Origin of the sequence: Pseudomonas sp. NY15372 (assembly GCF_048068215.1) — a bacterium.
Classification (GTDB): domain Bacteria; phylum Pseudomonadota; class Gammaproteobacteria; order Pseudomonadales; family Pseudomonadaceae; genus Aquipseudomonas; species Aquipseudomonas guariconensis_A.
Genome location: NZ_JBLUPY010000023.1, coordinates 1 through 22,503, shown reverse-complemented (window position 1 = coordinate 22,503; position 22,503 = coordinate 1). Strand labels below are relative to the sequence as shown.

The window sequence follows — 22,503 nt, the reverse complement described above, 5'->3', positions numbered from 1 at the left end:
TCTTCCAGTATGATTTTGCGGGCGATGGGGGGCTGCTCCGTCCAGTTCATGGCTAGCAACGCCCTACACCTGCTGATATATAAAATTAGATATTCAAAGGACATTTTCCGTGAAAGCAACTCCTCTAGCCATTCCCGAAGTTGTCCTGTTCGAACCTCGGGTGTTCGGTGACGCACGCGGCTTTTTTTTCGAAAGCTTCAACCAGCGTGTCTTCGACGACGCCGTCGGAAAAGCGGTAAGCTTCGTACAGGATAATCATTCCCGCTCAGCCAAAGGCGTACTGCGTGGCTTGCACTATCAGATCCAGAATGCCCAGGGCAAGCTTGTGCGCGTTGTGGAGGGCGAGGTGTTCGACGTCGCTGTCGATTTGCGCCGTTCATCGCCTACCTTCGGTCGTTGGGTCGGCGCGCATCTGTCTGCGGAAAACAAGCACCAATTGTGGGTCCCGGAGGGGTTTGCGCATGGTTTCGTGGTGCTGTCTGAGACCGCAGAGTTTCTTTACAAGACGACCGATTATTACGCACCAGCTCATGAGCGTTGCCTGGCCTGGAACGACGCCGAAGTAGGTATTCAATGGCCAATGACCGAAGAGCCGCTGCTGTCGGAGAAGGACAAAATCGGCAAATCGCTCAGTGAGGCGGATCTGTTCGATTAATACCTTGTCCAGGTCCGGCTTGAGTAGAGCAGCAGGCTTGCAACGATACAGGTGATGCGCTGGCTACAGGTCGGAAATTCTGTCTTGTTCAGGCTACAATCCCGACCGTAAGGTATCCAGCCCTTGGGAGCTGCAGCCTCCGCGGAATTATGAGCAGACGTGCGAACGTCAAGGCCTGGCCATATCTTTTGTGCAGATGGCCATCAACAGGACATTAAAGCTCAATATTGGCCGGGTACCGGGAAGCTCCGTCATCCACTTTTGCGAAACAACTGAAAAGACCTGAAAAATGACTATCTTGGTAACCGGCGGAGCCGGCTTCATCGGCGCAAATTTCGTACTGGACTGGGTGGCTCAATCGGATGAGCCGGTGATCAACCTGGACAAGCTCACCTACGCGGGCAACCTGCAGAACCTCGCGAGCCTGGAGGGTAACCCCCAGCACCAGTTCGTGCAGGGTGACATCGGCGACTTCGAGCTGGTGCAGCGTCTGTTGGCTGAGCACAAGCCACGAGCGGTGATCAATTTCGCTGCCGAATCCCATGTAGACCGCTCGATCCACGGCCCCGAGGATTTCATCCAGACCAACATCGTCGGCACCTTCCGCCTGCTCGAAGCGGTACGTGGCCACTGGAAGGGCCTGGACGGCGATGCCCAGCAGGCGTTCCGTTTCCTGCACGTTTCCACTGACGAGGTCTACGGTTCCCTGGCTGCCGACGAGCCAGCCTTCACTGAAAAGCACCAGTACGAGCCCAACAGCCCGTACTCGGCGAGCAAGGCCGCGAGCGACCATCTGGTGCGTGCCTATCACCACACCTACGGCCTGCCGGTGCTGACCACCAATTGCTCCAACAACTATGGCCCGTACCATTTCCCCGAGAAGCTCATTCCTCTGATGATCGTCAACGCCCTGGGCGGCAAAGCGCTGCCGGTGTATGGCGACGGTCAGCAGATCCGTGACTGGCTGTACGTCAAAGACCACTGCAGCGCCATTCGCCGTGTGTTGGAAGCGGGCAAGGTAGGGGAGGTGTACAACGTCGGTGGCTGGAACGAGAAGCCGAACCTGGAGATCGTCAACCGCGTTTGCGCCTTGCTCGATGAGTTGCACCCTCGTGCAGACGGCAAGGCCTACAGCGAGCAGATCAGCTTCGTGACCGATCGCCCGGGGCATGACCGTCGTTACGCCATCGATGCTCGTAAACTCGAGCGTGACCTGGGCTGGAAGCCGGCGGAAACCTTCGAGACCGGTATTCGCAAGACCGTGCAGTGGTACCTGGACAACTGGCAGTGGGTCGAGAACGTGCAGTCCGGCAACTACCGTGACTGGGTCGAGAAGAACTACAGCGGGCGCAACGCATGAAGATCCTGCTGCTAGGCAAAGATGGCCAGGTTGGCTGGGAGCTGCAGCGTAGCCTGGCGCCGCTGGGCGAGGTGCTGGCACTCAATTCCCGCAGTGAAGGCTATTGTGGTGACTTGGCCGATCTGCCAGGCCTTGCCCGCACCGTACAGGGCTGGGCGCCTGACGTGATCGTCAATGCCGCCGCCTACACGGCGGTAGACAAGGCCGAGTCCGAGCGTGAGCAAGCCTTCCGGGTCAATGCCGAGGCCGTTGGCGTGCTGGCAGAGGCGGCGGCGGCCTCCGGGGCGTTGCTGGTGCACTATTCCACCGACTATGTGTTCCCTGGGCAGGGCGTGACGCCTTGGCGGGAGACGGACGATGTAGGGCCGCTCAACGTGTACGGCCAGAGCAAGCTGGCGGGCGAGCAGGCGATACAAGCCTCAGGCTGCAAGCATCTGATCTTCCGTACTTGCTGGGTGTACGCCGCGCGCGGCAATAACTTCGCTCGGACCATGCTGCGATTGGCTTCGGAGCGCGACACTCTGGGCGTCATCGATGACCAGTTCGGCGCGCCTACAGGGGCTGAACTGATCGCTGACGTAACTGCGCACGCAATTGTCGCGACCCGTCGTGATGCTGCGTTATCTGGGCTCTATCATCTGGCTGCAGCAGGGGAGACCACCTGGTGTGGCTACGCCCGTTTTGTGCTGGAGCAGGCGGCAGCTGCCGGTGTGGCGCTGAAGGTGTCTGCCGAAGCGGTCAATGCATTGACGACCGACGCCTACCCAACACCGGCCAAGCGTCCTGCCAACTCGCGTCTCGATACACATAAACTTGAGAAAGCTTTCGGCCTGCGGCTTCCTGAATGGCAACAGGGTGTGGCACGGATGCTGACGGAAATACAAGGGAAATAACGGCAATGAAACGTAAAGGCATCATTTTGGCGGGTGGCTCGGGTACTCGCCTGCACCCTGCGACTCTGGCGATTTCCAAGCAGTTGCTGCCTGTCTATGACAAGCCGATGATCTATTACCCGCTGACCACACTGATGTTGGCGGGAATTCGGGACATCCTGATCATTTCCACTCCACAGGACACCCCACGCTTCGAGCAGTTGCTGGGGGACGGTGGGCAGTGGGGCCTGAATATTTCTTATGCGGTACAGCCGTCTCCTGATGGCTTGGCGCAGGCGTTCATCATTGGCGAAGATTTCATCGGCAACGATCCGTCGGCACTGGTGCTGGGCGACAACATCTACTACGGCCATGACTTCCAGCATTTGTTGGCCAATGCCGGCAAGCGCAGCAGTGGCGCCAGCGTGTTCGCCTATCACGTGCATGACCCGGAGCGTTATGGTGTGGTCGAATTCGACGCGGCTGGCAAGGCGATCAGCCTCGAAGAAAAGCCTGCCCAGCCGAAATCCAGCTATGCCGTGACGGGGTTGTATTTCTACGATCAGGACGTGGTCGAGATCGCCAAAGGCATCAAGCCGTCCCCTCGTGGTGAGCTGGAAATCACCGATGTGAACCGCACCTATCTGGAGCGTAACAGTCTGTCCGTGGAAATCATGGGGCGCGGCTACGCCTGGTTGGATACCGGTACCCATGATTCGCTGCTGGAGGCGAGCCAATACATCGCCACCATCGAGCGGCGCCAAGGCTTGAAGGTGGCCTGCCCTGAAGAAGTCGCATTCCGCCAGGGCTGGATCGGTGCCGAGCAGCTCGAAGCCCTGGCTGCGCCGTTGGCCAAGAATGGCTATGGCCAGTACTTGAAGCGTTTGCTGCAAGAAAAGATCTACTGATTCAAAGCGCTTCGCTCCCACTTCCTGTAGGACCATTCTCCAGGAAGTGGGACACACGCCGTAACGTCTAAATCTCGTAACTATTCCCCCTCACGCACCGCTATCCCACCGCCTCCTGAACGGCTAAGTTGTGTCCGGCAGCCAGGAAATGCTGCCTCGTCATTCAACTCACAGGAGTGCCACCCAATGCGCAACACCATCCTTTCCTACCTGCTGCTCCCGCTGTTCACCGGCCTGTCCTTCTCGCTCAGCGCCGCGCCCAACCCCACCACCGCGCCTGTCACCGAGCTCGCCGCCACCCAGGTGGCCACTTCGGTGGTGGACGCCAAACCTGCCAAGCTCGACCTGAACACAGCCGACGCCCTGACTCTGCAAAAGGAACTCAACGGCATCGGCAGGGCCAAGGCAGAGGCGATCGTGGCCTACCGTGAGGCCCATGGGCCATTCACGTCGGTGGACGAATTGCTGGAAATCAAGGGCATCGGCAATGCGCTGCTCGAGCGCAACCGAGACAAGCTGGTGGTCGCGGAGTAACCGATAGGGGTGATGGCCGGTCCGTAGGGTCGGCCATCAAGGAGTATCAGCGGTCTTTCGCCTCTTTGGCGTCCATTTCGGCATTGCGTTCATGGATCTTTTTCAACTGCTCTTCGGTCAGGGGCAGTTTCTTGGCTGTGTCGCGCAGCAGCAACAGGCCACCCACGATCGAGCCGAGGGCTATGATCAATATCAACCAGGCATACCAGGGCATGATGTTCTCCTTGCAGACCGTGGAGGGCAGGGCTCCTTCAGTTTCGAGCCTGCCGCGTATCCGTTGGTTCAATTATAGGAGCGGCCGGGTGCCGGGCCAATTCTCGTGAGCCGTGGCCCCCAAAGGTGGCGCCACTTCGTTTACAATGCGCGCCGTTTTCGACTTGCCAAGAGACCCTGCCCATGTCCGCCTGCCAGACGCCCCTGATCGTCGCCCTGGATTTCCCTACCCGTGAGGCCGCCCTGAAGCTGGCTGACCAGCTCGATCCAGCCCTGTGCCGGGTGAAGGTCGGCAAAGAGCTGTTCACCAGCAGCGCCTCGGGGATCGTCGAGACCCTGTGCCAGAAGGGCTTCGAGGTGTTCCTCGACCTCAAGTTCCACGACATTCCCAACACCACGGCGATGGCGGTCAAGGCAGCGGCCGAGATGGGGGTGTGGATGGTCAACGTGCACTGCTCCGGTGGCCTGCGCATGATGGCGGCCTGCCGTGAAGAGCTGGCCAAGCGTAGCGGGCCGCAGCCGTTGTTGATCGGCGTGACCGTGCTGACCAGTATGGAGCGTGAGGACCTGGCCGGTATCGGTTTGGATGTTGACCCACAGGAGCAGGTGCTGCGCTTGGCGGCCCTGGCCGAGAAGGCGGGGATGGATGGCTTGGTGTGTTCGGCGCTCGAGGCTCCGGCGTTGAAGGCGGCGCATCCGTCGCTGCAGTTGGTGACCCCAGGCATTCGCCCGGCGGGCAGTGCGCAGGATGACCAACGGCGAATCCTGACGCCGCGTCAGGCGCTGGATGCGGGGTCGGATTATTTGGTGATCGGGCGGCCGATCAGCCAGGCGGCGGACCCGGCGCAGGCGTTGGCCGCGGTGGTGGCTGAGATTCGCGGTTGATTTGAGGTTGGGGCCGCTTTGCGGCCCAATCGCCGGCAAGCCGGCTCCCACAGGGGGTCAGTGTTGGCCGCTTGTTCTCTGCGCGACAGCGCAGTCTATGGTGTTGGGAAATCTTCCACAGGTAGGGGTCTGCCATAAAACCTGCGGCAGACTGGTCCCTGTGGTGGTGGCTGAGATTCGCGGTTGATTTGAGGTTGGGGCCGCTTTGCGGCCCAATCGCCGGCAAGCCGGCTCCCACAGGGGGTCAGTGTTGGCCGCTTGTTCTGTGCACGACAGCGCAGTCTATGGTGTTGGAAAATCTCCCCAGGTAGGGTGCCTGCCATAGAAGCTGCGGCCGACTGGGTCCGTGTGGGAGCGGGCTTGTCCCGCGATTAGGCCGGCATTGACGGGCACATACCTCAAACCTTGAGCACAAGCTTCCCGAAATTCTCCCCGCTGAACAGTTTGAGCAGCGTCTCCGGGAAGGTCTCCAGCCCGTCTACCACATCTTCCTTGCTCTTCACTTCGCCGCTGGCCAGCCAGCCGGCGATCTCCTGGGCGGCCTTGCCATACTCCTTGGCGTAGTCCAGCACCACGAAGCCTTCCATCCGCGCGCGGTTGACCAACAGCGACAGGTAGTTGGCCGGGCCTTTGACGGCTTCCTTGTTGTTGTACTGGCTGATAGCACCGCAGATGACCACACGGGCCTTGAAGTTCAGGCGGCTGAGCACGGCGTCGAGGATGTCGCCGCCGACGTTGTCGAAGTACACGTCCACACCGTTGGGGCATTCGCGCTTGAGGCCGGCCAGTACGTCCTCGGCCTTGTAGTCGATGACGCCGTCGAAGCCGAGTTCGTCCTTGAGGTAGCGGCATTTTTCTTCGCCACCGGCGATGCCGACCACGCGGCAGCCCTTGAGCTTGGCGATCTGCCCAGCAATGCTACCGACCGCACCGGCGGCGCCGGAGATGACCACGGTGTCGCCGGCCTTGGGCTGGCCGACGTCGAGCAGGGCGAAGTAGGCGGTCATGCCGGTCATGCCCAGGGCCGAGAGGTAGCGGGGCAGGGGTGCCAGGCGTGGGTCGATCTTGTACAGGCCCTGGGGTTCGCCGGTGAAATAGTCCTGCACGCCGAGCGGGCCGTTGACGTGGTCGCCAGGCTGGAAGTCGGGGTGCCTGGAGGCGATCACTTCGCCGACGCCCAGGGCGCGCATCACCTGGCCCAGAGCCACGGGCGGGATGTAGGACTTGCCTTCGTTCATCCAGCCGCGCATGGCAGGGTCCAAGGACAAGTAGAGGTTCTTGACCAGCACCTGGCCTTCGGCGGGCTCGGCGGCGGGCACCTGTTCGTAGGTGAAGTCATCGCGGCGTACGGCGCCGACGGGGCGGCGGGTCAGCAGGAAGCGGCGGTTGGTGTGGGACATGAGAGGTTCCCTTCGGCTCGGGTTGGCAGTGCGGGCCCAATCGCGGGGCAAGCCCCAGGGATGATGCTGAGCCCTGTGGGAGCGGGCTTGTCCCGCGATGGGGGCTACACGATTCTTCAGTTCAACCCACTTGATAGCCCCAGGCGCTCTTCGGATCAAGCACCACAGCCTCTGTAAATACACCCCGATCCACCCGGCTGATCCTGCTGCCCAGCCGCTACACGATCTGTCTAGACTCCCTGCACGACAATCAGCATGCAGGAGCCAGCAATGAGCATGACCTTTTCCGGCCAGGTTGCCCTGGTCACCGGCGGCGGGGCAGGTATAGGCCGGGCGACGGCATTGGCGTTCGCTGGCGAAGGTTTGAAGGTGGTGGTGGCCGACCGCGATGGGCCAGCTGGCGAGGCGACGGTGGCGCTGATTCGCGAGGCAGGCGGGCAAGCGCTGTTCCTGGCCTGCGACGTTACCCGTGAGAGCGAGGTGCGCGCGTTGCATGAGCAGGTCATCGAGGCCTATGGCCGCCTGGACTATGCCTTCAACAACGCCGGCATCGAGATCGAGAAGGGCCGCCTGGCCGAGGGCAGCGAGGCGGAGTTCGACGCGATCATGGGCGTGAACGTCAAGGGCGTGTGGCTGTGCATGAAATACCAACTGCCCCTGATGCTTGCCGCTGGCGGTGGGGCCATCGTCAATACGGCCTCGGTGGCAGGGCTGGGGGCTGCACCGAAGATGAGCATCTACAGCGCCTCCAAGCATGCGGTGATCGGCCTGACCAAGTCCGCGGCGATCGAATACGCCAAGAAGGGCATCCGGGTGAATGCGGTGTGCCCGGCGGTGATCGACACCGACATGTTCCGCCGTGCCTACGAGGCGGACCCACGCAAAGCAGAGTTCGCCGCGGCGATGCACCCGGTGGGGCGCATCGGCAAGGTGGAGGAGATTGCCAGTGCGGTGTTGTATTTGTGCAGCGATGGGGCGGCGTTCACCACGGGGCATAGCCTGGCGGTGGATGGTGGAGCTATGGCGATCTAAGAATCAGTACTGGGCGTTGACGGTGCCTGTGAGAAAGATATCGCGACGCTCCAATCGTCCGATGTCCTGGTGCTTGGCAATCTGGTACACCCGCTCGAATGCCTCCCGGTCGATATGGGGAAAATATTGTGAGAGGGCTTGTTCCACCTGGGTGTCGTAATCGGCTTCGGTGATGTAGCGATAGACTTCGCGGAAATAGAAGAATCCGAACTGGAAGCCCAGCGTTTCACCAAGAAAGTCTGTCGGAACGTGGAAGCTATTTTCCAGATCGATGGCTTGGGGCTGGGCGCCAGGTCGGGTGGGCAACATGATATTGGCAGCCCATAGGTCCATATGAGTAATGCCCAGGCTATGGAGAGCGTGCAGCAATTCGAAAGCGGCCTGGATTATGTTGTCGATCGCCTCTGGGCTCTGGCGCAGTAAGGCCAGCCCATCATGATATTCATCCAAGTGTTGGGTAATCAGGAACAGGTCCTGCACTAGCCCGAGCTTGGAGCGGCTATAGCCATACCCTACCAAAGGTGGTACACGAGCGCCGCGTCGCGAAGCCTCCTGCGTGTTGATCAGTTCTTCGAGCGGCCAATCGAACATGCCATTGCGTTTTGGGCGACCTCTTTGCACGCGCCATTTCTTCTTCAGTGAGTCGAGCTTTTCACGCTTGGTGAAGAATGCTCGCTCCGGGCAATCGAGAGGCGTGCTGATGCGTTTGCTGCGGCTGGCCTGGTCGATCAACCGCTCGAGGGCATGTCGGGTATGGGGACGCAGAGGGGCTTTGAAATGCAGAGTGGTGCGTTGGTGCTTCACGACATGCGGAAAATCATTGGACCATTCTGGGGTATTGCGGACCACGCTACATCCTTGTAAGTATCAAAATGCCATCACTCTTTGTAATATTACAGTTATTTCACCTTTGTGGTGCAAATTTTAATTTACATGCGCCCGTCTATAACCTCCGTGGGCGTCGTTCGACGTTGGGAGCTTGTCCCGCGATTGGGCCTGGCCTGCTTTCGCGGTGGTATGGCAAGGGCTTCGCCCTTGATCGCGGGGCAAGCCCGCTCCCACTCGACATCATCAACGCCACTCCAACCGCCACGCATCCCACTACCAACGCAGCGCCAAACACCACCAGCGCCATACGCGAACCGAGCCGGTCACTGAGCACTCCGGTAACGATCACCGGCAAACTGAACCCGAGGTAGGCCAGCAGGAAGAACCCCGCACTGGCACGGGTTTTCTCGGCGCCAGCCAGGTGGTTCACCGCCGCCAGCCCACCCAGGTAGATGAACCCGTAGCACGCGCTGCTCGCCGCCACCGCGCCGGCCAGCACGGCCACCAAGTGCCCGCTGTCGGCGCCCCACGCCAGCAGGGCATAGCTGCACGGCAGGATCACGAGCCCCAGCAGAGTGGCGCGGGCGCTGGACAGGCGGCGGGCCATGGGCTGGAACAGCAAGCCGCAGCTGATCACGCAGAAGGTGGAGAACCCCGACCAGGCACTTAGGCCGTGTTGTCGCAGGATGCCGGGCAGCAAGGCGATCACCAGCCCGACACAGGCCCACGCCAGCAGGATGGCCAGGCCATAGGCCAGGCTGCCGGCGGGGTAGAAAGGCAGGCGCAGCATGGCGCTGCGTTGCGCAGGCCGTGGGTCGGGCAGGCGCCAGACGAGCGCCAGGGCGAGGGCGGCGAGGGCCAGCTGCAGATGGAAGCTGCCAGGGGTCAGGGTTGGGCCGCTTAACAGGAACAGGCTGGTCAGTGCAGCGCCAAGGCCGAAGCCCAGGGAGGTGCTGGCGGTGACCCAGTTGGCGGCGCGGCTGGTATCGCCGCCGGCCATGAATTCGCCCATGTAGGCGGTGGCGGTCGCCGAGGCCAGGCCGGTGCCAAGCCCAAGGAACAGGCGAGCGATGCCCAGGGTCTGCAGGCCGGGTGCCAACAGCATCAGCACGGTGGCGACCATCGACAGGGCCAGGGCGGCGAGGATCAGCGGGCGTCGGCCGATGCGGTCGGCCAGGCCGCCGAGGGCCAGCAACACCGGCAGCACGCCTAGCACGTAGCCGGAGAAGGCCGCGGCGGTGGCGGCCGCGCCTTGGCCGGAGAGGTCGGCATAGGCGATGTACAAAGGGGCCTGGAGATTGACCGCCAGGGTGATCAGGCAGAGGGCGAAGGCCAGGCGGGCCGGGGCTGAGCGGGTGGGCATCTTGGCATCCTTGGTTGTTTGAACGGGCGCAATCGCCGGCAAGCCGGCTCCCACAAAGCAACGCATAACGATTTGATTTTGCAGGTCCTTGTGGGAGCGGGCTTGCCCCGCGATTAGGCCGGCCCGATATCACCGTCGCCTGGCAAGGGCTTCGCCCTTGATCGCGGGGCAAGCCCGCTCCCACAGAGGGACAGTGCTAGCCGCTTGTTCTCTGCGCGATAGCGCAGCCCGGGAGGGCTGGGTGATCTCCCACAAAGCAACGCACAACGATTTGATTTTGCGGGTCCTTGTGGGAGCCGGCTTGCCGGCGATTGGGCCGTTGAACACAACAGTGCCCCCAGCCCCTGCCACCCACAAGGCACACTCCCACCCCATTTATGCTTAACTGTTCGCACAAAATCAGCGAACACTTGCCATGCCCATCCACCTGGACCGCCAATCCACCACCCCCCTGGTGCAACAGCTCACCGACCAGCTCCAAGCCAGGATCGAACGCCAACGCCTGCGCCCCGGCGCCCGCCTGCCTTCCATCCGCACCCAGGCGCGCACATTGGCGGTCAGCGCATCCTGCGTGATCGAGGCCTACGACCGCCTGGTCGCCAGTGGCTGGCTGGAGGCGCGCCACGGCACCGGTTTTTTCGTCGCCGAGCGCAAACCCGGGCTCGAGGTCGAAGATGCTCAACCCTGGGGCGAGGCCGGCGACGGCAGCTGGCGCCAATTCCGCGAAGGGCACGGTGAACTGCTCAAGCTCGGCTGCGGCTGGCTGCCGGGTGCCTGGCGCGCCCACACCGAGCTGGCCCAGGCCATCCGCCAGGTCAGCCGCGGCAGCGTAGAAGACCTGTTCGACTATTGCCCACCCCTGGGCCTGGCCAGCCTGCGCCAGCAGTTGCACAAGCGCCTGGCACGCCTGGACATTCCGGCTGGCCCGGAGCGCATCCTCACCACCCAGGGCGCCAGCCATGCCCTCGACCTGCTGGTGCGCACCCTGTTGCGCCCGGGCGATGCGGTGCTGGTGGAAAGCCCCGGCTACTACAACCTGTTCAACCTGCTGCGTCAGCACCAGGTGCGCATGCTGCCGGTGCCGCGCACGGCCAGCGGCCCGGACCTGGCGGCCCTCGAGCGCCTGCTGGCCGAGCATCGCCCGCGCTGCCTGTTCATCAACAGCCTGTACCACAACCCGACCGGCACCAGCCTGACCCCCAAGGTCGCCTATCGCCTGCTGGAGCTGGCGCGGGAACATGACCTGCGGATCATCGAGGACGACCTCTACGCCGACTTCCAGGACGGCCCGGCCACCCGCCTGGCGACCCTCGACAGCGAGCAGCGGGTGATCTACATGGCCAGCTTCTCCAAGACCTTGAGCAGTTCCCTGCGGGTCGGCTACCTGGTGGCCGACGCCGCGCTGGTTGCCCGCCTGGCCGAATTGAAGATGGTCGCCGGTATCGGCACCTCGCGCTTCGCCGAGCAGGTGGTGGGGCAGATGCTCGCCAATGGCAGCTACCGCAAGAGCGTGCAGCGCCTGCGGGTACGCCTGGGGCAGCATATGGCCAAGGTGCTGGGGCAACTGGAGGCGTTCGGCTGGGAGGTGTTCTGCGAGCCCTACGGCGGCATGTTCGTCTGGGCCCGGTCGCCGGGGCGAGGCTTCGCCAGCCTTGAGCGCATCGCCTTGGAACACGCGGTGCTGTTGACCCCGGGCAGCGCCTTCGACCCTGAGGGCGCGCCCAGCGATTGGCTGCGCATCAACGTCGCCTACGGGCAGGACCCGCGCGCCCAGGCGTTCTTTCGGTACGCAGGGCGACCTTCAGCAAGCTGAAAGCGACACGGTCATAGCTATTTGACACCATTGTGGTGGCCGGGTCTTGTGGGTGAGGGGCGGGTGTTGCCACTCTTGGCTGAATAAAAAGGGCTGCTTTGCAGCCATCGCGGCACAAGGCCGCTCCTACAGGAGGGCGCGATCCCTGTAGGCGCGGGCTTGCCCTGCGATGGGCCGCACAGCGGCCCTCGAACTCAGGGGGAAAAGGCAATGAGGGCAACCCAACACGGTGTTCTGGCCAACCTGGGCATGGCCCGCAAGCTCGGCCTGGGCTTTGCGCTGGTCCTGCTGCTGACGCTGGCGGTCGCCGCCATCGGTGTCTTCGCCCTCCACGGCGTCGGCCAGCGCTTCGACAGTCTGCGCCAGATGAGCCAGTTCAACACCGACCTGCTCAAGCTGCGCCAGCACGAGCAATCCTTCGCCCTGCGTTCGGACATCAAGGAAGCCGAAGCCCTGCGCAACGACCTGCAGAGCCTGGTCGAACGCGCCGGCAGCCTGCCTGCCCTGGCCGCAGCACAAGCCGACCTCACCGCCTATGGCCAGGCCTTCGATGTCTTCGTCGAAGCGGTGCAGGCCAAGGAGCTGGCCCTGGACATGGCCAGCTGGTCGGTGTCCAGCGTGGCCAACAACCTCGATGTGCTGCAGATGGGCCTGGCCGACGACGGCACCTACACCCTCAAGCAGTCCCAGGGCCAGCAGGGCAGCGAATTCCTCGAGCAGGCTGGGCAGGTGGCCCAGGTGTCGCGGCTGATGCTGCAGGCCATGGACGAGGCGCGGGTGCGCCTGGAGCAGGGGCGCAAAGGCGAGGAGGCGGTCAACGAGGGGCGCATCGCCCAGACCGTCGAGGCCGGGGCGTTGGTCGAACAGCTCAAGGGCTCGGTGGCCGATACCGGCTACCAGAGCGTGCTCGGCGAAGTGGCCGGGCACATCGCCAGCTTCTCCGAAAAGCTCAACGAGTACACCGACCTGCTGGCCAAGGAGCAGGGCATCAAGGCACAGCTTCAGGCCCGCGCCGAGCAGGTCACCGCGCGGGTCGACCAAGCCTACGCTGCCCAGGAGCAGGCCATGCAGGGCGAGCTGGCCCGCAAGGCCGTCGCCATCGGCTTGGCCACCGCCCTGGCATTGCTGGTGGGTGTGCTGGCCGCCTGGCTGATCACCCGCGCCGTGGTCGGCCCGCTCAAGCGCGTGATCGCCCGCGCCCAACGCATCGCCGCAGGCGACCTGGCCCTCGACACCGAAACCACCCGGCGTGACGAAGTTGGCCAGCTGACCTTGGCCATGCAGCAGATGGCGGCGGGGCTTTCCGGTATCGTCAGCGGCCTGCAGCAGGGCATCGAGCAGCTGGCCGGCAATGCCCAGGCGTTGTCGGCGGTGACCGAGCAGACCAACCGTGAGGTCGGCAGCCAGAAGGAAGAAACCGAGCAGGTGGCCACGGCCATGCAGCAGATGACCGCCACCGTGCACGATGTGGCGCGCAATGCCGAAGAAGCGGCCCAGGCTGCGCAGAGCGCCGATGAGAAGGTCGAGTCTGGCCAGCAGGTGGTGCGCCAGAGCATGCAGCGCATCGAGCAATTGGCGGCGGCGGCGGAGACGGCCAGCGCTGGCATCGACAGCCTCAGCGACGAAATTCACACCATTGGCGATGTGCTCGAAGTGATCAAGAGCGTCGCCGAGCAGACCAACCTGCTGGCGCTCAACGCCGCCATCGAAGCTGCTCGGGCGGGCGAGCAGGGCCGTGGTTTCGCGGTGGTGGCCGATGAAGTAAGGGCCCTGGCCCGGCGTACCCGGCAGTCCACCGAAGAAATCGAGCGCCTGGTCGCCAGCCTGCGCGGCAATGCCGCCCAGTCGGTGGCGCAGATTCGCGGCAGCACCGAGCTGGTGCGCTTGGCCGTGGCCGATGCCCTGCACACCGAAAGTGCCCTGGGCAGCATCGCCGCGGCGGTTTCGTTGATCCAGCAGATGAATCAACAAATCGCTGCGGCGGCCGAGCAGCAAAGTTCGGTAGCCGAGGAAATCAGCCGCAGCGTCACGCAGATCCGCGGCAGTGCCGACCAGGCGGCGTTGGCCATGCAGGACAATGCCCGGTCCAGTGTGGAGCTGGCGCAGTTAGGCGATGAGCTGAAAGGGATGGTGGGGCACTTCCGGCTGTAATTGCCGCACCGGCCCTATCGCCGGCAAGCCGGCTCCCACAGGTGCTCCACGGGTCCTAAGAGCGGTGAGTATCCTGTGGGAGCCGGCTTGCCGGCGATAGGGCCGGTACAGGCACCGCTCGGCTCAGGCCTTGCGCGGGCTCAGTATCAGCAAGGTCAACACCCCCGCCACGATCCCCCAGAACGCCGACCCGATGGAAAACAGCGTGAACCCCGAGGCCGTGACCATGAAGGTGATCAACGCCGCCTCCCGCTCGCGCACCTCGCCCATGGCCACGCTCAACCCGTTCATGATCGAACCGAACAACGCCAGCGCGGCGATCGACAGCACCAGCTCCTTGGGCAAGGCCGCAAACAGCGCCGCCAACGTGGCCCCGAACACCCCGGCGATGCCGTAGAAGATTCCGCACCACACCGCCGCGGTGTAGCGCTTGCTCGGGTCTTCATGGGCATGCGGCCCGGTGCAGATCGCCGCGCTGATCGCCGCCAGGTTGATGCCGTGGGAGCCGAACGGCGCCAGCAGCAGCGAGGCCAGGCCGGTGGCCGAGATCAACGGCGAGGCTGGCACCTGGTAGCCGTCGGCGCGCAGCACGGCGACGCCGGGCATGTTCTGCGAGGTCATGGCCACCACGAACAACGGGATACCGATGCTGATGGTCGCCGCCAGCGAGAGGCTCGGGGTGGTCCACACAGGCTTGGCCACCTCCAGTTGGAAGCTGCTGAAGTCCAGCAGGCCCAGGGCGCCGGACAGCGCCGTGCCCACCAGCAATGCGGCCAGCACGCAATAGCGCGGCGACAGGCGCTTGACCACCAGGTAGCTGAAGAACATGCCCAGCACCAGCACGGTACGGTGCTGGGCGGCGACGAAGATCTCGCTACCGATCTTGAACAGGATGCCGGCCAGCAAGGCCGAGGCCAGCGACGCCGGGATACGCCGCACCAGGCGTTCGAAGCTGCCGGTCAGGCCGCAGATCAGCACCAGCACCGCGCAGGTGATGTACGCGCCAATAGCCTCGCCATAGCTCACCCCGCCCAGGCTGGTGATCAGCAGCGCCGCACCTGGGGTCGACCAGGCAATGGTCACTGGCGTGCGGTAGCGCAGCGACAAGCCGATGCTGCACACCGCCATGCCGATCGACAGGGCCCAGATCCACGAGGAGATCTGCGCATTGGTCAAGCCCGCAGCCTGGCCGGCCTGGAACATCAGCACCAAGGAACTGGTATAGCCGGTGAGCATGGCGATGAAGCCGGCGACGATCGCCGACGGGGAACTGTCTGCCAGGGGGCGCAACGGCGCGGAAGTGGCATCGGTCATGGGAAAGTCCTTGTAAACGTGTAAGCAGTTTTTTCAGCGTACCGTGACCCGGCGCAATGCTTGCAATACAGCAACCATTGCATTTAGCCGTACAGTCGCCAACTATTGGGCACGATTGCGCAACTGCACGAGAGGGAAGGGGTGATGTACAAGGTTTATGGGGATTACCAGTCGGGCAACTGCTACAAGATCAAGCTGATGCTGCACCTGCTGGATCGCCCTTACACATGGCATCCGGTGGATATTCTCAAGGGTGAGACCGAGACGCCCGAGTTTCTGGCCATGAACCCCAACGGCAAGGTACCGGTGCTGCAGCTCGAGGATGGCACCTGCCTGTGGGAGTCAAACGCCATCCTCAACTACCTGGCCGACGGCAGCGAGTTCCTGCCCAGCGAACCGCGCCTGCGCACCCAGGTGCTGCAGTGGCAGTTCTTCGAGCAGTACAGCCATGAGCCGTACATCGCCGTGGCGCGTTTCATCCAGTTCTACCTGGGCTTGCCGGACGATCGCGTGGAGGAGTACCGCAAGCTGCACAAGGGCGGCTACAAGGCGCTCAAGGTGATGGAGAAGCAACTGCAGATGACGCCGTACCTGGTGGGGGACCAGTATTCGATCGCCGATGTGGCGTTGTACGCCTACACCCACGTGGCCCAGCAGGGCGGGTTCGACCTGGCCGAGTACCCGGCGGTGCGGGCCTGGCTGGCGCGGGTGGCGAGCCATCCGCGGCATGTGCCGATGCTCGATTGACCCAGGCACTTCGTTACCTGCACCGGCCCAATCGCCGGCAAGCCGGCTCCCACACTTCGCAAGCCGGCTCCTACATCTGGACTGCCCCCAAGAAGTTGGACAAAAAATCCAACCCTTGGGGAGCAGTCCACATCTGTGGGAGATTACCCAGACCTTCAGGCTGCGCTGTCGGGCAGAGAACAAGCGGCTAGCGCCGCCCCCCTGTGGGAGCGGGCTTGTCCCGCGATCAAAGGGGGACCCCGTGCCACGCCCCCGGGTTATAAGGGCCCGCCCAAACCCCGGCCCCCCCCCCCCCCCCACACGCACCCCCCCCCCCCCCTCCCACAAGGCCTGCAAAATCAAATAGTTATGCGTTGTTCTATGAGAGCCGGCTTGCCGGCGATTGGGCCGGTGTAGGCCTTCGCAGGCTGGTCAGATCGCCGAGAACCGCTTGTCCAGGTAGGCGATGATGTCCTTGGACTCGTACATCCAGGTCACCTTGCCCGCTTCCTCGATTCGCAGGCACGGCACCTTCACCCGGCCGCCACCTTCGAGCAGGGCCTGGCGGTGCGCCGGGTCGTTCTTCGCATCGCGCAATTGCACCGGCACATTCAGGCGGTGCAGGGTGCGACGGGTCTTGACGCAAAACGGGCAGGCGTGGAACTGGTACAGCGCGAGGCCCTTGGCCTCCTGCTCGACACGCGCCTGGGCCGCGGCGTCGCGCTTGCGCTTGGCCGGGCGGCTGATCCAGTCGCCGAACACGATGAGCTGGCCGAGGCCGACCCGCAAGGCTTTGACGATCATGGGCAACTCCTGAAGACATGAAAAAGCCGACCCCCAAGGGTCGGCTCGCAATCATCGGCCGATCACTTGATCAGGCTGAGGAACTCGCTGCGGGTCGCTGCATTGCTGCGGAATGCGCCGAGCATCACCGAGGTGATCATGGTCGAGTTCTGTTTTTCCACACCGCGCATCATCATGCACATGTGCTTGGCCTCGATCACCACGGCCACGCCGGCGGCGCCGGTGACTTTTTCCACGGCCTCGGCGATCTGGCGGCTGAGGTTTTCCTGGATCTGCAGGCGACGGGCATACATGTCGACGATGCGGGCGACCTTCGACAGGCCCAGCACCTTGCCCTGGGGCAGGTAGGCCACGTGGGCCTTGCCGATGAACGGCAGCATGTGGTGTTCGCACATCGAATACAGCTCGATGTCCCGGACCAGCACCATCTCGCTGTTGTCGGAGGTGAACAGCGCGCCGTTGGTGACTTCTTCCAGGGTTTGTTCATAACCGCGGCAAAGGTACTTCATGGCCTTTGCGGCCCGCTTGGGCGTATCGAGCAGCCCTTCGCGGGAGACGTCCTCGCCGAGCTGGCTGAGGATCTCGGTGTAGTTCTGTTCCAGGGACATGGATCTACCTGTGGGGATTAATCGCAAAGACGAAGGGTACGGCGGCCAGGGCCATGCTGCAAGCGCGGCGTCACTCGTCGCGGCCTTCGAGCATGGTCCGCTTGAGCATCACGTACACCGCACCCGTGCCGCCGTGGCGGGCCTGGCAGGAGGCGAAGCCGAGCACCTGCGGGTGCTGGCGCAGCCAGGTGTTGACGTGGCTCTTGATCATCGGGCGCTTGCCGTCCAGGCGCGCGGCCTTGCCGTGGGTGACGCGCACGCAGCGCACTTCGAGCTTGGTGGCTTCGGCGATGAAGTCCCAGAGGGTCTCGCGAGCCCGCTCCACGGTCATGCCGTGCAGGTCGAGGCTGCCCTCGAACGGGATCTGGCCCAGCTTGAGCTTGCGGATCTGGCTTTCCTGCACGCCGTCGCGACGCCACATCAGCTCGTCTTCGGCGCCGACGTCGATGACGAACTGGTCGGACAAGCCGTCGATCACCAGGGGCTGGTCGCTGCGCACCGTCGCGGCCTGGCGCAGGCCGGCCAACTGCTTGCGGTCAGCCTTGGGCTTGCCGACATCGGCGCGGTCGTGCTTGATCGGTTTCACGCCGCGGATCTCGGCCTGGAACAGGGAAAAGTCGTCGTCTTGCATGCTGCCTCCACGTGGGCGGCGTAGTTTACGCGAGTGTGGGCCGTCAGTCGTGCTTCTTCATCAGATGCGGCGCCAGGTTCAGCCCGTGCCCACGGCGCAGGCGGATACGGCTGCGGCGCCAGAAGCGCACGCCCAGGTACAGCAACACCAGCCCCCCGACCGTGAGGGTCACGGCCAGGGGGCGGTTGGCGTTGAGTTCGGCCAGGGCATCGTAGTTGCCCAACAGGCCGGCAATGCCGGCCATGGCCAAAAGGATGCCCAGGGTCGCCACCAGGGCGGACAGGCCGGCCGCCAGGCGCGCACCCCAGTTGCGCGGCTCGCGCTGGCGCAGGCGCTTGGCGTCGAAACTGCCTTTGAGCTTCATTCCGATGTCCTCTGTGGGTATCCGGAATTCGACCTGGGGTCGGCCCTTGGGTTCCGCCTCAGATCAGGCTGGCGGTCGGGGCGACGCAGGCGAAGTTGTCGGCCATCACGGCCATTTCGCACTGGTGGATCTGCGCGGCCGGGATGACCGTGTCCTTGAGGGCCAGATCGCGGGTGGTGGAGGCATCCTCGACCAGGGTGCAACGATAACCATAGTCCTTGGCGCGGCGCACGGTGGTGCTGACGCTGGAGTGGCTCATGAAGCCGCAGACGATCAGGTCCAAGTGGCCCAGCTCCTGCAGCGTCTCGTGCAGCTTGGTGTTCTTGAACGCGTTGGGCATGCGCTTTTCGATGATGATCTCGCCTTCGCGCGGCTCCAGGCCCGGGATGAACTCGCCACGGGCGCCCTGGGGGTCGAACAGGCCGCCAACGGTGCCCAGGTGGCGGACGTGGATGATCGGACGGCCGGCTTTGCGTGCGGCGTCGAGCAACCGGGCGATGTTGGCCACGGCCTCGTCCATGCCCGAGAGCGCCAGGGGACCGCTGAGGTACTCCTTTTGCGCATCGATGATGATCAGGCTGGCTTGGCCCAGCTTGGCCGGCGGGTAGTCGCGGCCGCTGAGGCGGAACATCGTGGTTGGAACGGACATCAAGGGCTCCTTGGGTAGGGCTTTTGTATACCTATTCTCCCCTGCAACGGCGACAATGTGAATGGTTGACATTGCAGACGGCATGGTTACTGGCTTCTGGCTACCGGCGGGGGATTCGGGGGGAACATTTGTGGCGGTGGGCTGTTAGACTTTTGTCCTGTCTGAAAAGGAGTCCCCCGTGATCACATCCCGTCTGCGCACCCTGCGCGACCATATCCGCTGGGCGGTCAGCCGCTTCCATGAGCACGAGTTGTTCTTCGGCCACGGTGCCGACAACGCCTGGGACGAAGCCCGCCTGCTGGTGCTGGGTGCCGTGCACTTGCCGTGGGAAGTGGCCGACAGCTACCTGGATTGCCAGTTGGAAGATGACGAGCGGGTGCGCCTGCAGCACCTGCTCAAGCGCCGTATCGAAGACCGCGTGCCGACCGCCTACCTGCTGGGCGAGGCATGGTTCTGCGGTATGTCGTTTCTGGTCGACGAGCGCGTGCTGGTGCCCCGTTCGCCCATTGGCGAGCTGCTCGAGAAGCGCTTGGAACCCTGGCTCGCGGCTGAACCTGCGCGCATCCTCGACCTGTGCACCGGCTCCGGGTGCATCGGCATCGTCGCCGCCGACGTGTTCCCCGAGGCCGAGGTGGTGCTGGCCGACCTGTCCTTCGAGGCGTTGGAGGTGGCCAACCAGAACATCGAACGCCATGGCCTGGAGGAGCGGGTCTATACCGTGCAGGGCGACGGCTTCGCCGGGTTGCCGGGGCAGCGTTTCGACCTGATCCTGTCCAACCCGCCCTATGTCGATGCCGAAGATTTCGCCGACATGCCGGCCGAGTACCACCACGAACCCGAGCTGGGCCTGGCCTGCGGCAACGACGGCCTGGACCTGGTGCGGCGCATGCTCGCCGAAGCGGCCGAGCACCTGACCGAGAAGGGCTTGTTGATCGTCGAAGTGGGCAACAGCCAGGTGCATGTCGAGGCGCTGTACCCTGAGGTGGACTTCGCCTGGCTGGAATTCGAGCGCGGCGGGCACGGCGTGTTCATGCTGACGGCCGAGCAGTGCCGGCAGCATCGGGAGCTGTTCCGTTCCAGGGTTTGATCAAGCGCGCGCCTACAGCGGCGCGCAACCCCCTGTAGGAGCGGCCTTGCGCCGCGAAAGGGCCGCAACGCGGCCCCTTGGCCAAACGCTCACCGCGTGGCAATCCAAATCAACAACCCGGCCTGGAACACCGCAAACGCCACCAGGCAGGTAATGGTAAAGCGCAACCCGCTGTCCTCGCGCCGGTACTTGGCCACCCGCTCATCGCGTTCGCGCAGTTGCGCTTCCTTTTCCAGCAGCTGCTGTTCGGCCTGCTGCAGCATGCCCGCGGCCTCGATAATGTCGACGCGCTGTACCTTCTCGCCGTTCCAGCCGCCCTTGAGCTGGCCCACCGGGGTTTCCACGGTCCGGGCCTTGAGCAGTTGCCCGTCGGCGTATTCCACGTCCAGGCCCACGCCGCGCAGCACGTGATCACGGCGCAGGCGGCTGTCTTCGTTGAGGGCGTCCTTGCTCGGCAGGCTCATGCCTTCCACCTGGTAATGCGACCAGCGCCGCTGCAGCCATTGCACCGCCTGGCCGAGCAAAAAGCGGCCCAGGCCGCGGTTCAGCGGCTCGAGCTGCAGCCCGCTGTCGCCGCCGATGCGCACCAGGCGCTGCTCGTGGTCGACACGGACGTCCAAGTGGTTCTGCTCCTTGCGCACCTTTTGCCCTGGCAGGCGGATCACCAGGCGCAACAGGCTGTGTTCCTTGCTGTGGCGTTCGGCATGGCCAAATTCGACGAAGCGCAGAGGCCGGGCGCCGCTGGTGCGCTCGGTAGGCAAGGGCGCCAGGCGCAGCAGCTGGAAGTGTTCGGGGGCCAGGTCTTCCCACGGCAGCGGGGCGCTTTCCGGGGCGTGTGGCTCTTCGTCCGCCTCAACGGCAGCGGGGGCGTCGGTCATCAGGGGTATCCTCGAATGCACGGCGGGCGCGTTGGCGTACAGGGGCTGCGGTGCAGCCCAATCGCGGGCAAGCCCGCTCCCACAACCAGCCCCTGTGGGAGCGGGCTTGCCCGCGATTGGGCCGCAAAGCGGCCCCTGTACACCGATTACCGCCTCGATAACTCCCGTTATCGGCAGCGAAAACGACTTCCTGAGCCCGATCTATTCCCGTGCCACCTGACGAACGAATGCGACGATCCGCTCCCCCAGCTCCCGGGCCAGCGGCAGCTCCGGGTTGCGGTAGCTGTCGCGTTGCTGGCTCATGCCCCGCGGGCTTATGCGCAGCATGTGGTTCATGCCCTCGATCAGCACCAGCTGCGCATCGGGCTTGGCCGCCTTCAGGCGCTCGGCGTCGGCCACGTCCACCTGCACGTCGTTGCGGCCCTGGAGGATCAGTGCCGGCATCGGCAGGCGGGCAAAGGCCGCCGCCGGGTCCTGGCGCAACAGCGAGATCAGGTACGGCTGCACGCTAGGGCGGAACACCTCGCGCAGCGGGGCGGGCACGTCGAGGGTGGTCTGCCCGGCCTGCAGGCGGTCGATCACCGCATTGCCCCGTGCCAGCTGCGCAGGTGGCAGGCGCTGGGCCAGTTGTTCGCGCAGCACATCCGCCACCGGCCGGCCGCTGCCGGCCACGGTGATTACCGCACTGGCTCCGGCCTGTTCGGCAGCCAGGCTGGCGATCAGTGCGCCTTCGCTGTGCCCGAGCAGGATCAATGGGCCGAAGCGCGAGTCGGCCTTGAGCTTGCGCCCCCAGGCCACGACGTCGGCCACGTAGCGCTCGACGCTGAGGTCGCGCTCGTCCGGGGTGGCCGGTTGGCTGGCGGCCACCCCGCGCTTGTCGAAGCGCACGCTGGCGATGTGCTCACCGGCCAACAGCAGGGCCAGGCGCCTGAGGTTGTCCAGGCGGCCGCTGGCGGGATTGTTGCCGTTGCGGTCGGTGGGGCCGGAGCCGGCGATGATCAGCACCACCGGGGGCGGGGTGTCTTCCTGGGGCAGCAACAGGCTGCCATGCAGTACGCCTTGGCCGGTGTCCAGGTCGATGGGGCGTTGTAGAACGGTAGGGGCGGCGGCCTGGGCGAGGCTGGCGCACAGCAGCAAGAGCAGGGCGGCGAAGCGCAACATCATTGGGCTACTACTTGGAGGGATGTCGGTTGGACCGGGGGGGCGGTGGAAGGTTCGGCAAGTGGGTTCCAAGCCACTGGCCCAATAGCCGGCAAGCCGGCTCCCACCCCGCCCCTGCAGGCTGACTAAAGGAGCCGGCAACCCGGCACCCCCCGCGCCCGTGCAGGCTCCCTGACGGCGCCGGCACGCCGGCCCCCACCAGCCCCCTGCTGGCTGAATGGGGGCGCCGGCTGGCCGGCGATTGGGCCAGTACAGGCAACCTATCCG

At 64.2% G+C, this 22,503-nt stretch carries 23 protein-coding genes and 1 pseudogene; 12 read left to right on the top strand and 12 right to left on the bottom strand.

The genetic code is table 11. The annotated features are described in order from the left end of the window. Positions 1–109 precede the first annotated feature (109 nt). From rfbC to ACNFG0_RS15935, 5 genes are all read left to right on the top strand, one after another. The gene (rfbC, locus tag ACNFG0_RS15955; RefSeq protein ID WP_416765563.1) at positions 110–655 is read left to right on the top strand and encodes a dTDP-4-dehydrorhamnose 3,5-epimerase; all 546 of its coding nucleotides are present in this window, start codon (positions 110–112) and stop codon (positions 653–655) included. Positions 656–944: 289 nt separating this feature from the next. Next, the gene (gene rfbB, locus ACNFG0_RS15950; protein WP_416765561.1) at positions 945–2,015 is read left to right on the top strand and encodes a dTDP-glucose 4,6-dehydratase; all 1,071 of its coding nucleotides are present in this window, start codon (positions 945–947) and stop codon (positions 2,013–2,015) included. Further along, positions 2,012–2,908: a dTDP-4-dehydrorhamnose reductase gene (rfbD, locus tag ACNFG0_RS15945; protein WP_416765560.1), complete on the top strand. Its 897-nt coding sequence runs from the start codon at positions 2,012–2,014 to the stop codon at positions 2,906–2,908. Before rfbB ends, rfbD begins: the two co-directional genes overlap by 4 nt. 5 nt (positions 2,909–2,913) lie before the next feature. Then, the gene (gene rfbA / locus ACNFG0_RS15940) at positions 2,914–3,795 is read left to right on the top strand and encodes a glucose-1-phosphate thymidylyltransferase RfbA (RefSeq protein ID WP_416765559.1); all 882 of its coding nucleotides are present in this window, start codon (positions 2,914–2,916) and stop codon (positions 3,793–3,795) included. 186 nt (positions 3,796–3,981) lie between these two features. Then, complete coding sequence (locus ACNFG0_RS15935) at positions 3,982–4,329, top strand: ComEA family DNA-binding protein (protein WP_196145769.1); 348 nt, start codon at positions 3,982–3,984, stop codon at positions 4,327–4,329. 46 nt (positions 4,330–4,375) lie between these two features. Here ACNFG0_RS15935 and ACNFG0_RS15930 read toward each other — a convergent pair whose 3' ends face one another. Then, the gene (locus ACNFG0_RS15930; protein WP_084854939.1) at positions 4,376–4,543 is read right to left on the bottom strand and encodes a DUF2897 family protein; all 168 of its coding nucleotides are present in this window, start codon (positions 4,541–4,543) and stop codon (positions 4,376–4,378) included. A gap of 182 nt (positions 4,544–4,725) precedes the next feature. Between ACNFG0_RS15930 and pyrF the strand changes: the two genes are divergently transcribed. After that, positions 4,726–5,427 carry an orotidine-5'-phosphate decarboxylase gene (pyrF, locus tag ACNFG0_RS15925; RefSeq protein WP_196155914.1) on the top strand — a complete coding sequence of 234 codons (702 nt, stop codon included), beginning with the start codon at positions 4,726–4,728 and terminating at the stop codon, positions 5,425–5,427. Between the two features lie 398 nt (positions 5,428–5,825). Here pyrF and ACNFG0_RS15920 read toward each other — a convergent pair whose 3' ends face one another. Continuing rightward, positions 5,826–6,827 carry an NADP-dependent oxidoreductase gene (locus ACNFG0_RS15920; protein ID WP_196145771.1) on the bottom strand — a complete coding sequence of 334 codons (1,002 nt, stop codon included), beginning with the start codon at positions 6,825–6,827 and terminating at the stop codon, positions 5,826–5,828. 270 nt (positions 6,828–7,097) lie between these two features. Here ACNFG0_RS15920 and ACNFG0_RS15915 point away from each other — a divergent pair, with 270 nt between their 5' ends. Beyond that, entirely contained in the window at positions 7,098–7,859 is a 762-nt protein-coding gene (locus ACNFG0_RS15915; protein WP_196145772.1) for an SDR family oxidoreductase, read from the top strand. Between the two features lie 3 nt (positions 7,860–7,862). Here the strand turns inward: ACNFG0_RS15915 and ACNFG0_RS15910 are convergent, their stop codons facing one another. Then, complete coding sequence (locus ACNFG0_RS15910) at positions 7,863–8,708, bottom strand: lipopolysaccharide kinase InaA family protein (protein WP_416765557.1); 846 nt, start codon at positions 8,706–8,708, stop codon at positions 7,863–7,865. Between the two features lie 94 nt (positions 8,709–8,802). Beyond that, positions 8,803–10,050: an MFS transporter gene (locus ACNFG0_RS15905; protein ID WP_416765555.1), complete on the bottom strand. Its 1,248-nt coding sequence runs from the start codon at positions 10,048–10,050 to the stop codon at positions 8,803–8,805. A 415-nt stretch (positions 10,051–10,465) separates the two neighbouring features. Here ACNFG0_RS15905 and ACNFG0_RS15900 point away from each other — a divergent pair, with 415 nt between their 5' ends. The 3 genes and pseudogenes from ACNFG0_RS15900 (at position 10,466) to ACNFG0_RS15890 (ending at position 14,014) form a co-directional block, all read left to right on the top strand. After that, complete coding sequence (locus ACNFG0_RS15900; RefSeq protein ID WP_416765554.1) at positions 10,466–11,863, top strand: PLP-dependent aminotransferase family protein; 1,398 nt, start codon at positions 10,466–10,468, stop codon at positions 11,861–11,863. A gap of 210 nt (positions 11,864–12,073) precedes the next feature. After that, positions 12,074–13,153: pseudogene (locus ACNFG0_RS15895) on the top strand (HAMP domain-containing protein); the annotation flags it as partial. Further along, positions 13,142–14,014: a methyl-accepting chemotaxis protein gene (locus ACNFG0_RS15890; RefSeq protein ID WP_416765594.1), complete on the top strand. Its 873-nt coding sequence runs from the start codon at positions 13,142–13,144 to the stop codon at positions 14,012–14,014. The pseudogene ACNFG0_RS15895 and the gene ACNFG0_RS15890, both read left to right, overlap by 12 nt. A 123-nt stretch (positions 14,015–14,137) precedes the next feature. On the opposite strand, the gene ACNFG0_RS15885 is transcribed toward ACNFG0_RS15890, so the two are convergent. Next, positions 14,138–15,328, bottom strand: a complete 1,191-nt coding sequence (locus tag ACNFG0_RS15885) for a benzoate/H(+) symporter BenE family transporter (RefSeq protein WP_416765552.1) — start codon at positions 15,326–15,328, stop codon at positions 14,138–14,140. A 144-nt stretch (positions 15,329–15,472) separates the two neighbouring features. Here ACNFG0_RS15885 and ACNFG0_RS15880 point away from each other — a divergent pair, with 144 nt between their 5' ends. Further along, positions 15,473–16,075 (top strand): glutathione S-transferase family protein, encoded by a 603-nt coding sequence (locus ACNFG0_RS15880; protein ID WP_196145778.1) that lies wholly within the window; start codon positions 15,473–15,475, stop codon positions 16,073–16,075. A 411-nt stretch (positions 16,076–16,486) separates the two neighbouring features. Here ACNFG0_RS15880 and ACNFG0_RS15875 read toward each other — a convergent pair whose 3' ends face one another. From ACNFG0_RS15875 to ACNFG0_RS15855, 5 genes are all read right to left on the bottom strand, one after another. Beyond that, complete coding sequence (locus ACNFG0_RS15875; protein WP_416765550.1) at positions 16,487–16,858, bottom strand: glutaredoxin family protein; 372 nt, start codon at positions 16,856–16,858, stop codon at positions 16,487–16,489. A gap of 62 nt (positions 16,859–16,920) precedes the next feature. Next, the gene (gene folE, locus ACNFG0_RS15870) at positions 16,921–17,466 is read right to left on the bottom strand and encodes a GTP cyclohydrolase I FolE (protein ID WP_196145779.1); all 546 of its coding nucleotides are present in this window, start codon (positions 17,464–17,466) and stop codon (positions 16,921–16,923) included. 70 nt (positions 17,467–17,536) lie between these two features. Continuing rightward, complete coding sequence (locus ACNFG0_RS15865) at positions 17,537–18,097, bottom strand: Smr/MutS family protein (protein WP_196145780.1); 561 nt, start codon at positions 18,095–18,097, stop codon at positions 17,537–17,539. A 43-nt stretch (positions 18,098–18,140) separates the two neighbouring features. Further along, positions 18,141–18,461, bottom strand: coding sequence for a hypothetical protein (locus tag ACNFG0_RS15860; protein ID WP_084854952.1), 321 nt, complete (start codon positions 18,459–18,461; stop codon positions 18,141–18,143). A 58-nt stretch (positions 18,462–18,519) separates the two neighbouring features. Next, positions 18,520–19,110 (bottom strand): cysteine hydrolase family protein, encoded by a 591-nt coding sequence (locus ACNFG0_RS15855; protein WP_416765549.1) that lies wholly within the window; start codon positions 19,108–19,110, stop codon positions 18,520–18,522. Positions 19,111–19,288: 178 nt separating this feature from the next. Here ACNFG0_RS15855 and prmB point away from each other — a divergent pair, with 178 nt between their 5' ends. After that, positions 19,289–20,197, top strand: coding sequence for a 50S ribosomal protein L3 N(5)-glutamine methyltransferase (gene prmB / locus ACNFG0_RS15850; RefSeq protein ID WP_196155906.1), 909 nt, complete (start codon positions 19,289–19,291; stop codon positions 20,195–20,197). Positions 20,198–20,286: 89 nt separating this feature from the next. Here the strand turns inward: prmB and ACNFG0_RS15845 are convergent, their stop codons facing one another. After that, positions 20,287–21,075 (bottom strand): hypothetical protein, encoded by a 789-nt coding sequence (locus ACNFG0_RS15845; protein ID WP_196145783.1) that lies wholly within the window; start codon positions 21,073–21,075, stop codon positions 20,287–20,289. A 201-nt stretch (positions 21,076–21,276) separates the two neighbouring features. Beyond that, entirely contained in the window at positions 21,277–22,239 is a 963-nt protein-coding gene (locus tag ACNFG0_RS15840; RefSeq protein ID WP_416765548.1) for an alpha/beta hydrolase, read from the bottom strand. Between the last annotated feature and the right edge of the window lie 264 nt (positions 22,240–22,503).

Excerpts from the sequence above, each read along its gene's own strand:
- ACNFG0_RS15840 (WP_416765548.1), bottom strand. The coding sequence starts at position 22,239 with ATGATGTTGCGCTTCGCCGCCCTGCTCTTGCTGCTGTGCGCCAGCCTC.
- ACNFG0_RS15890 (WP_416765594.1), top strand. The coding sequence starts at position 13,142 with ATGCAGCAGATGGCGGCGGGGCTTTCCGGTATCGTCAGCGGCCTGCAG.
- rfbA (WP_416765559.1), top strand. The coding sequence starts at position 2,914 with ATGAAACGTAAAGGCATCATTTTGGCGGGTGGCTCGGGTACTCGCCTG.
- ACNFG0_RS15900 (WP_416765554.1), top strand. The coding sequence starts at position 10,466 with ATGCCCATCCACCTGGACCGCCAATCCACCACCCCCCTGGTGCAACAG.
- ACNFG0_RS15885 (WP_416765552.1), bottom strand. The coding sequence starts at position 15,328 with ATGACCGATGCCACTTCCGCGCCGTTGCGCCCCCTGGCAGACAGTTCC.
- ACNFG0_RS15920 (WP_196145771.1), bottom strand. The coding sequence starts at position 6,827 with ATGTCCCACACCAACCGCCGCTTCCTGCTGACCCGCCGCCCCGTCGGC.
- ACNFG0_RS15845 (WP_196145783.1), bottom strand. The coding sequence starts at position 21,075 with ATGACCGACGCCCCCGCTGCCGTTGAGGCGGACGAAGAGCCACACGCC.
- ACNFG0_RS15935 (WP_196145769.1), top strand. The coding sequence starts at position 3,982 with ATGCGCAACACCATCCTTTCCTACCTGCTGCTCCCGCTGTTCACCGGC.
- ACNFG0_RS15855 (WP_416765549.1), bottom strand. The coding sequence starts at position 19,110 with ATGTCCGTTCCAACCACGATGTTCCGCCTCAGCGGCCGCGACTACCCG.
- ACNFG0_RS15880 (WP_196145778.1), top strand. The coding sequence starts at position 15,473 with ATGTACAAGGTTTATGGGGATTACCAGTCGGGCAACTGCTACAAGATC.
- rfbB (WP_416765561.1), top strand. The coding sequence starts at position 945 with ATGACTATCTTGGTAACCGGCGGAGCCGGCTTCATCGGCGCAAATTTC.
- ACNFG0_RS15860 (WP_084854952.1), bottom strand. The coding sequence starts at position 18,461 with ATGAAGCTCAAAGGCAGTTTCGACGCCAAGCGCCTGCGCCAGCGCGAG.
- ACNFG0_RS15915 (WP_196145772.1), top strand. The coding sequence starts at position 7,098 with ATGAGCATGACCTTTTCCGGCCAGGTTGCCCTGGTCACCGGCGGCGGG.
- pyrF (WP_196155914.1), top strand. The coding sequence starts at position 4,726 with ATGTCCGCCTGCCAGACGCCCCTGATCGTCGCCCTGGATTTCCCTACC.
- ACNFG0_RS15905 (WP_416765555.1), bottom strand. The coding sequence starts at position 10,050 with ATGCCCACCCGCTCAGCCCCGGCCCGCCTGGCCTTCGCCCTCTGCCTG.
- ACNFG0_RS15930 (WP_084854939.1), bottom strand. The coding sequence starts at position 4,543 with ATGCCCTGGTATGCCTGGTTGATATTGATCATAGCCCTCGGCTCGATC.
- ACNFG0_RS15875 (WP_416765550.1), bottom strand. The coding sequence starts at position 16,858 with ATGATCGTCAAAGCCTTGCGGGTCGGCCTCGGCCAGCTCATCGTGTTC.
- ACNFG0_RS15865 (WP_196145780.1), bottom strand. The coding sequence starts at position 18,097 with ATGCAAGACGACGACTTTTCCCTGTTCCAGGCCGAGATCCGCGGCGTG.
- rfbD (WP_416765560.1), top strand. The coding sequence starts at position 2,012 with ATGAAGATCCTGCTGCTAGGCAAAGATGGCCAGGTTGGCTGGGAGCTG.
- folE (WP_196145779.1), bottom strand. The coding sequence starts at position 17,466 with ATGTCCCTGGAACAGAACTACACCGAGATCCTCAGCCAGCTCGGCGAG.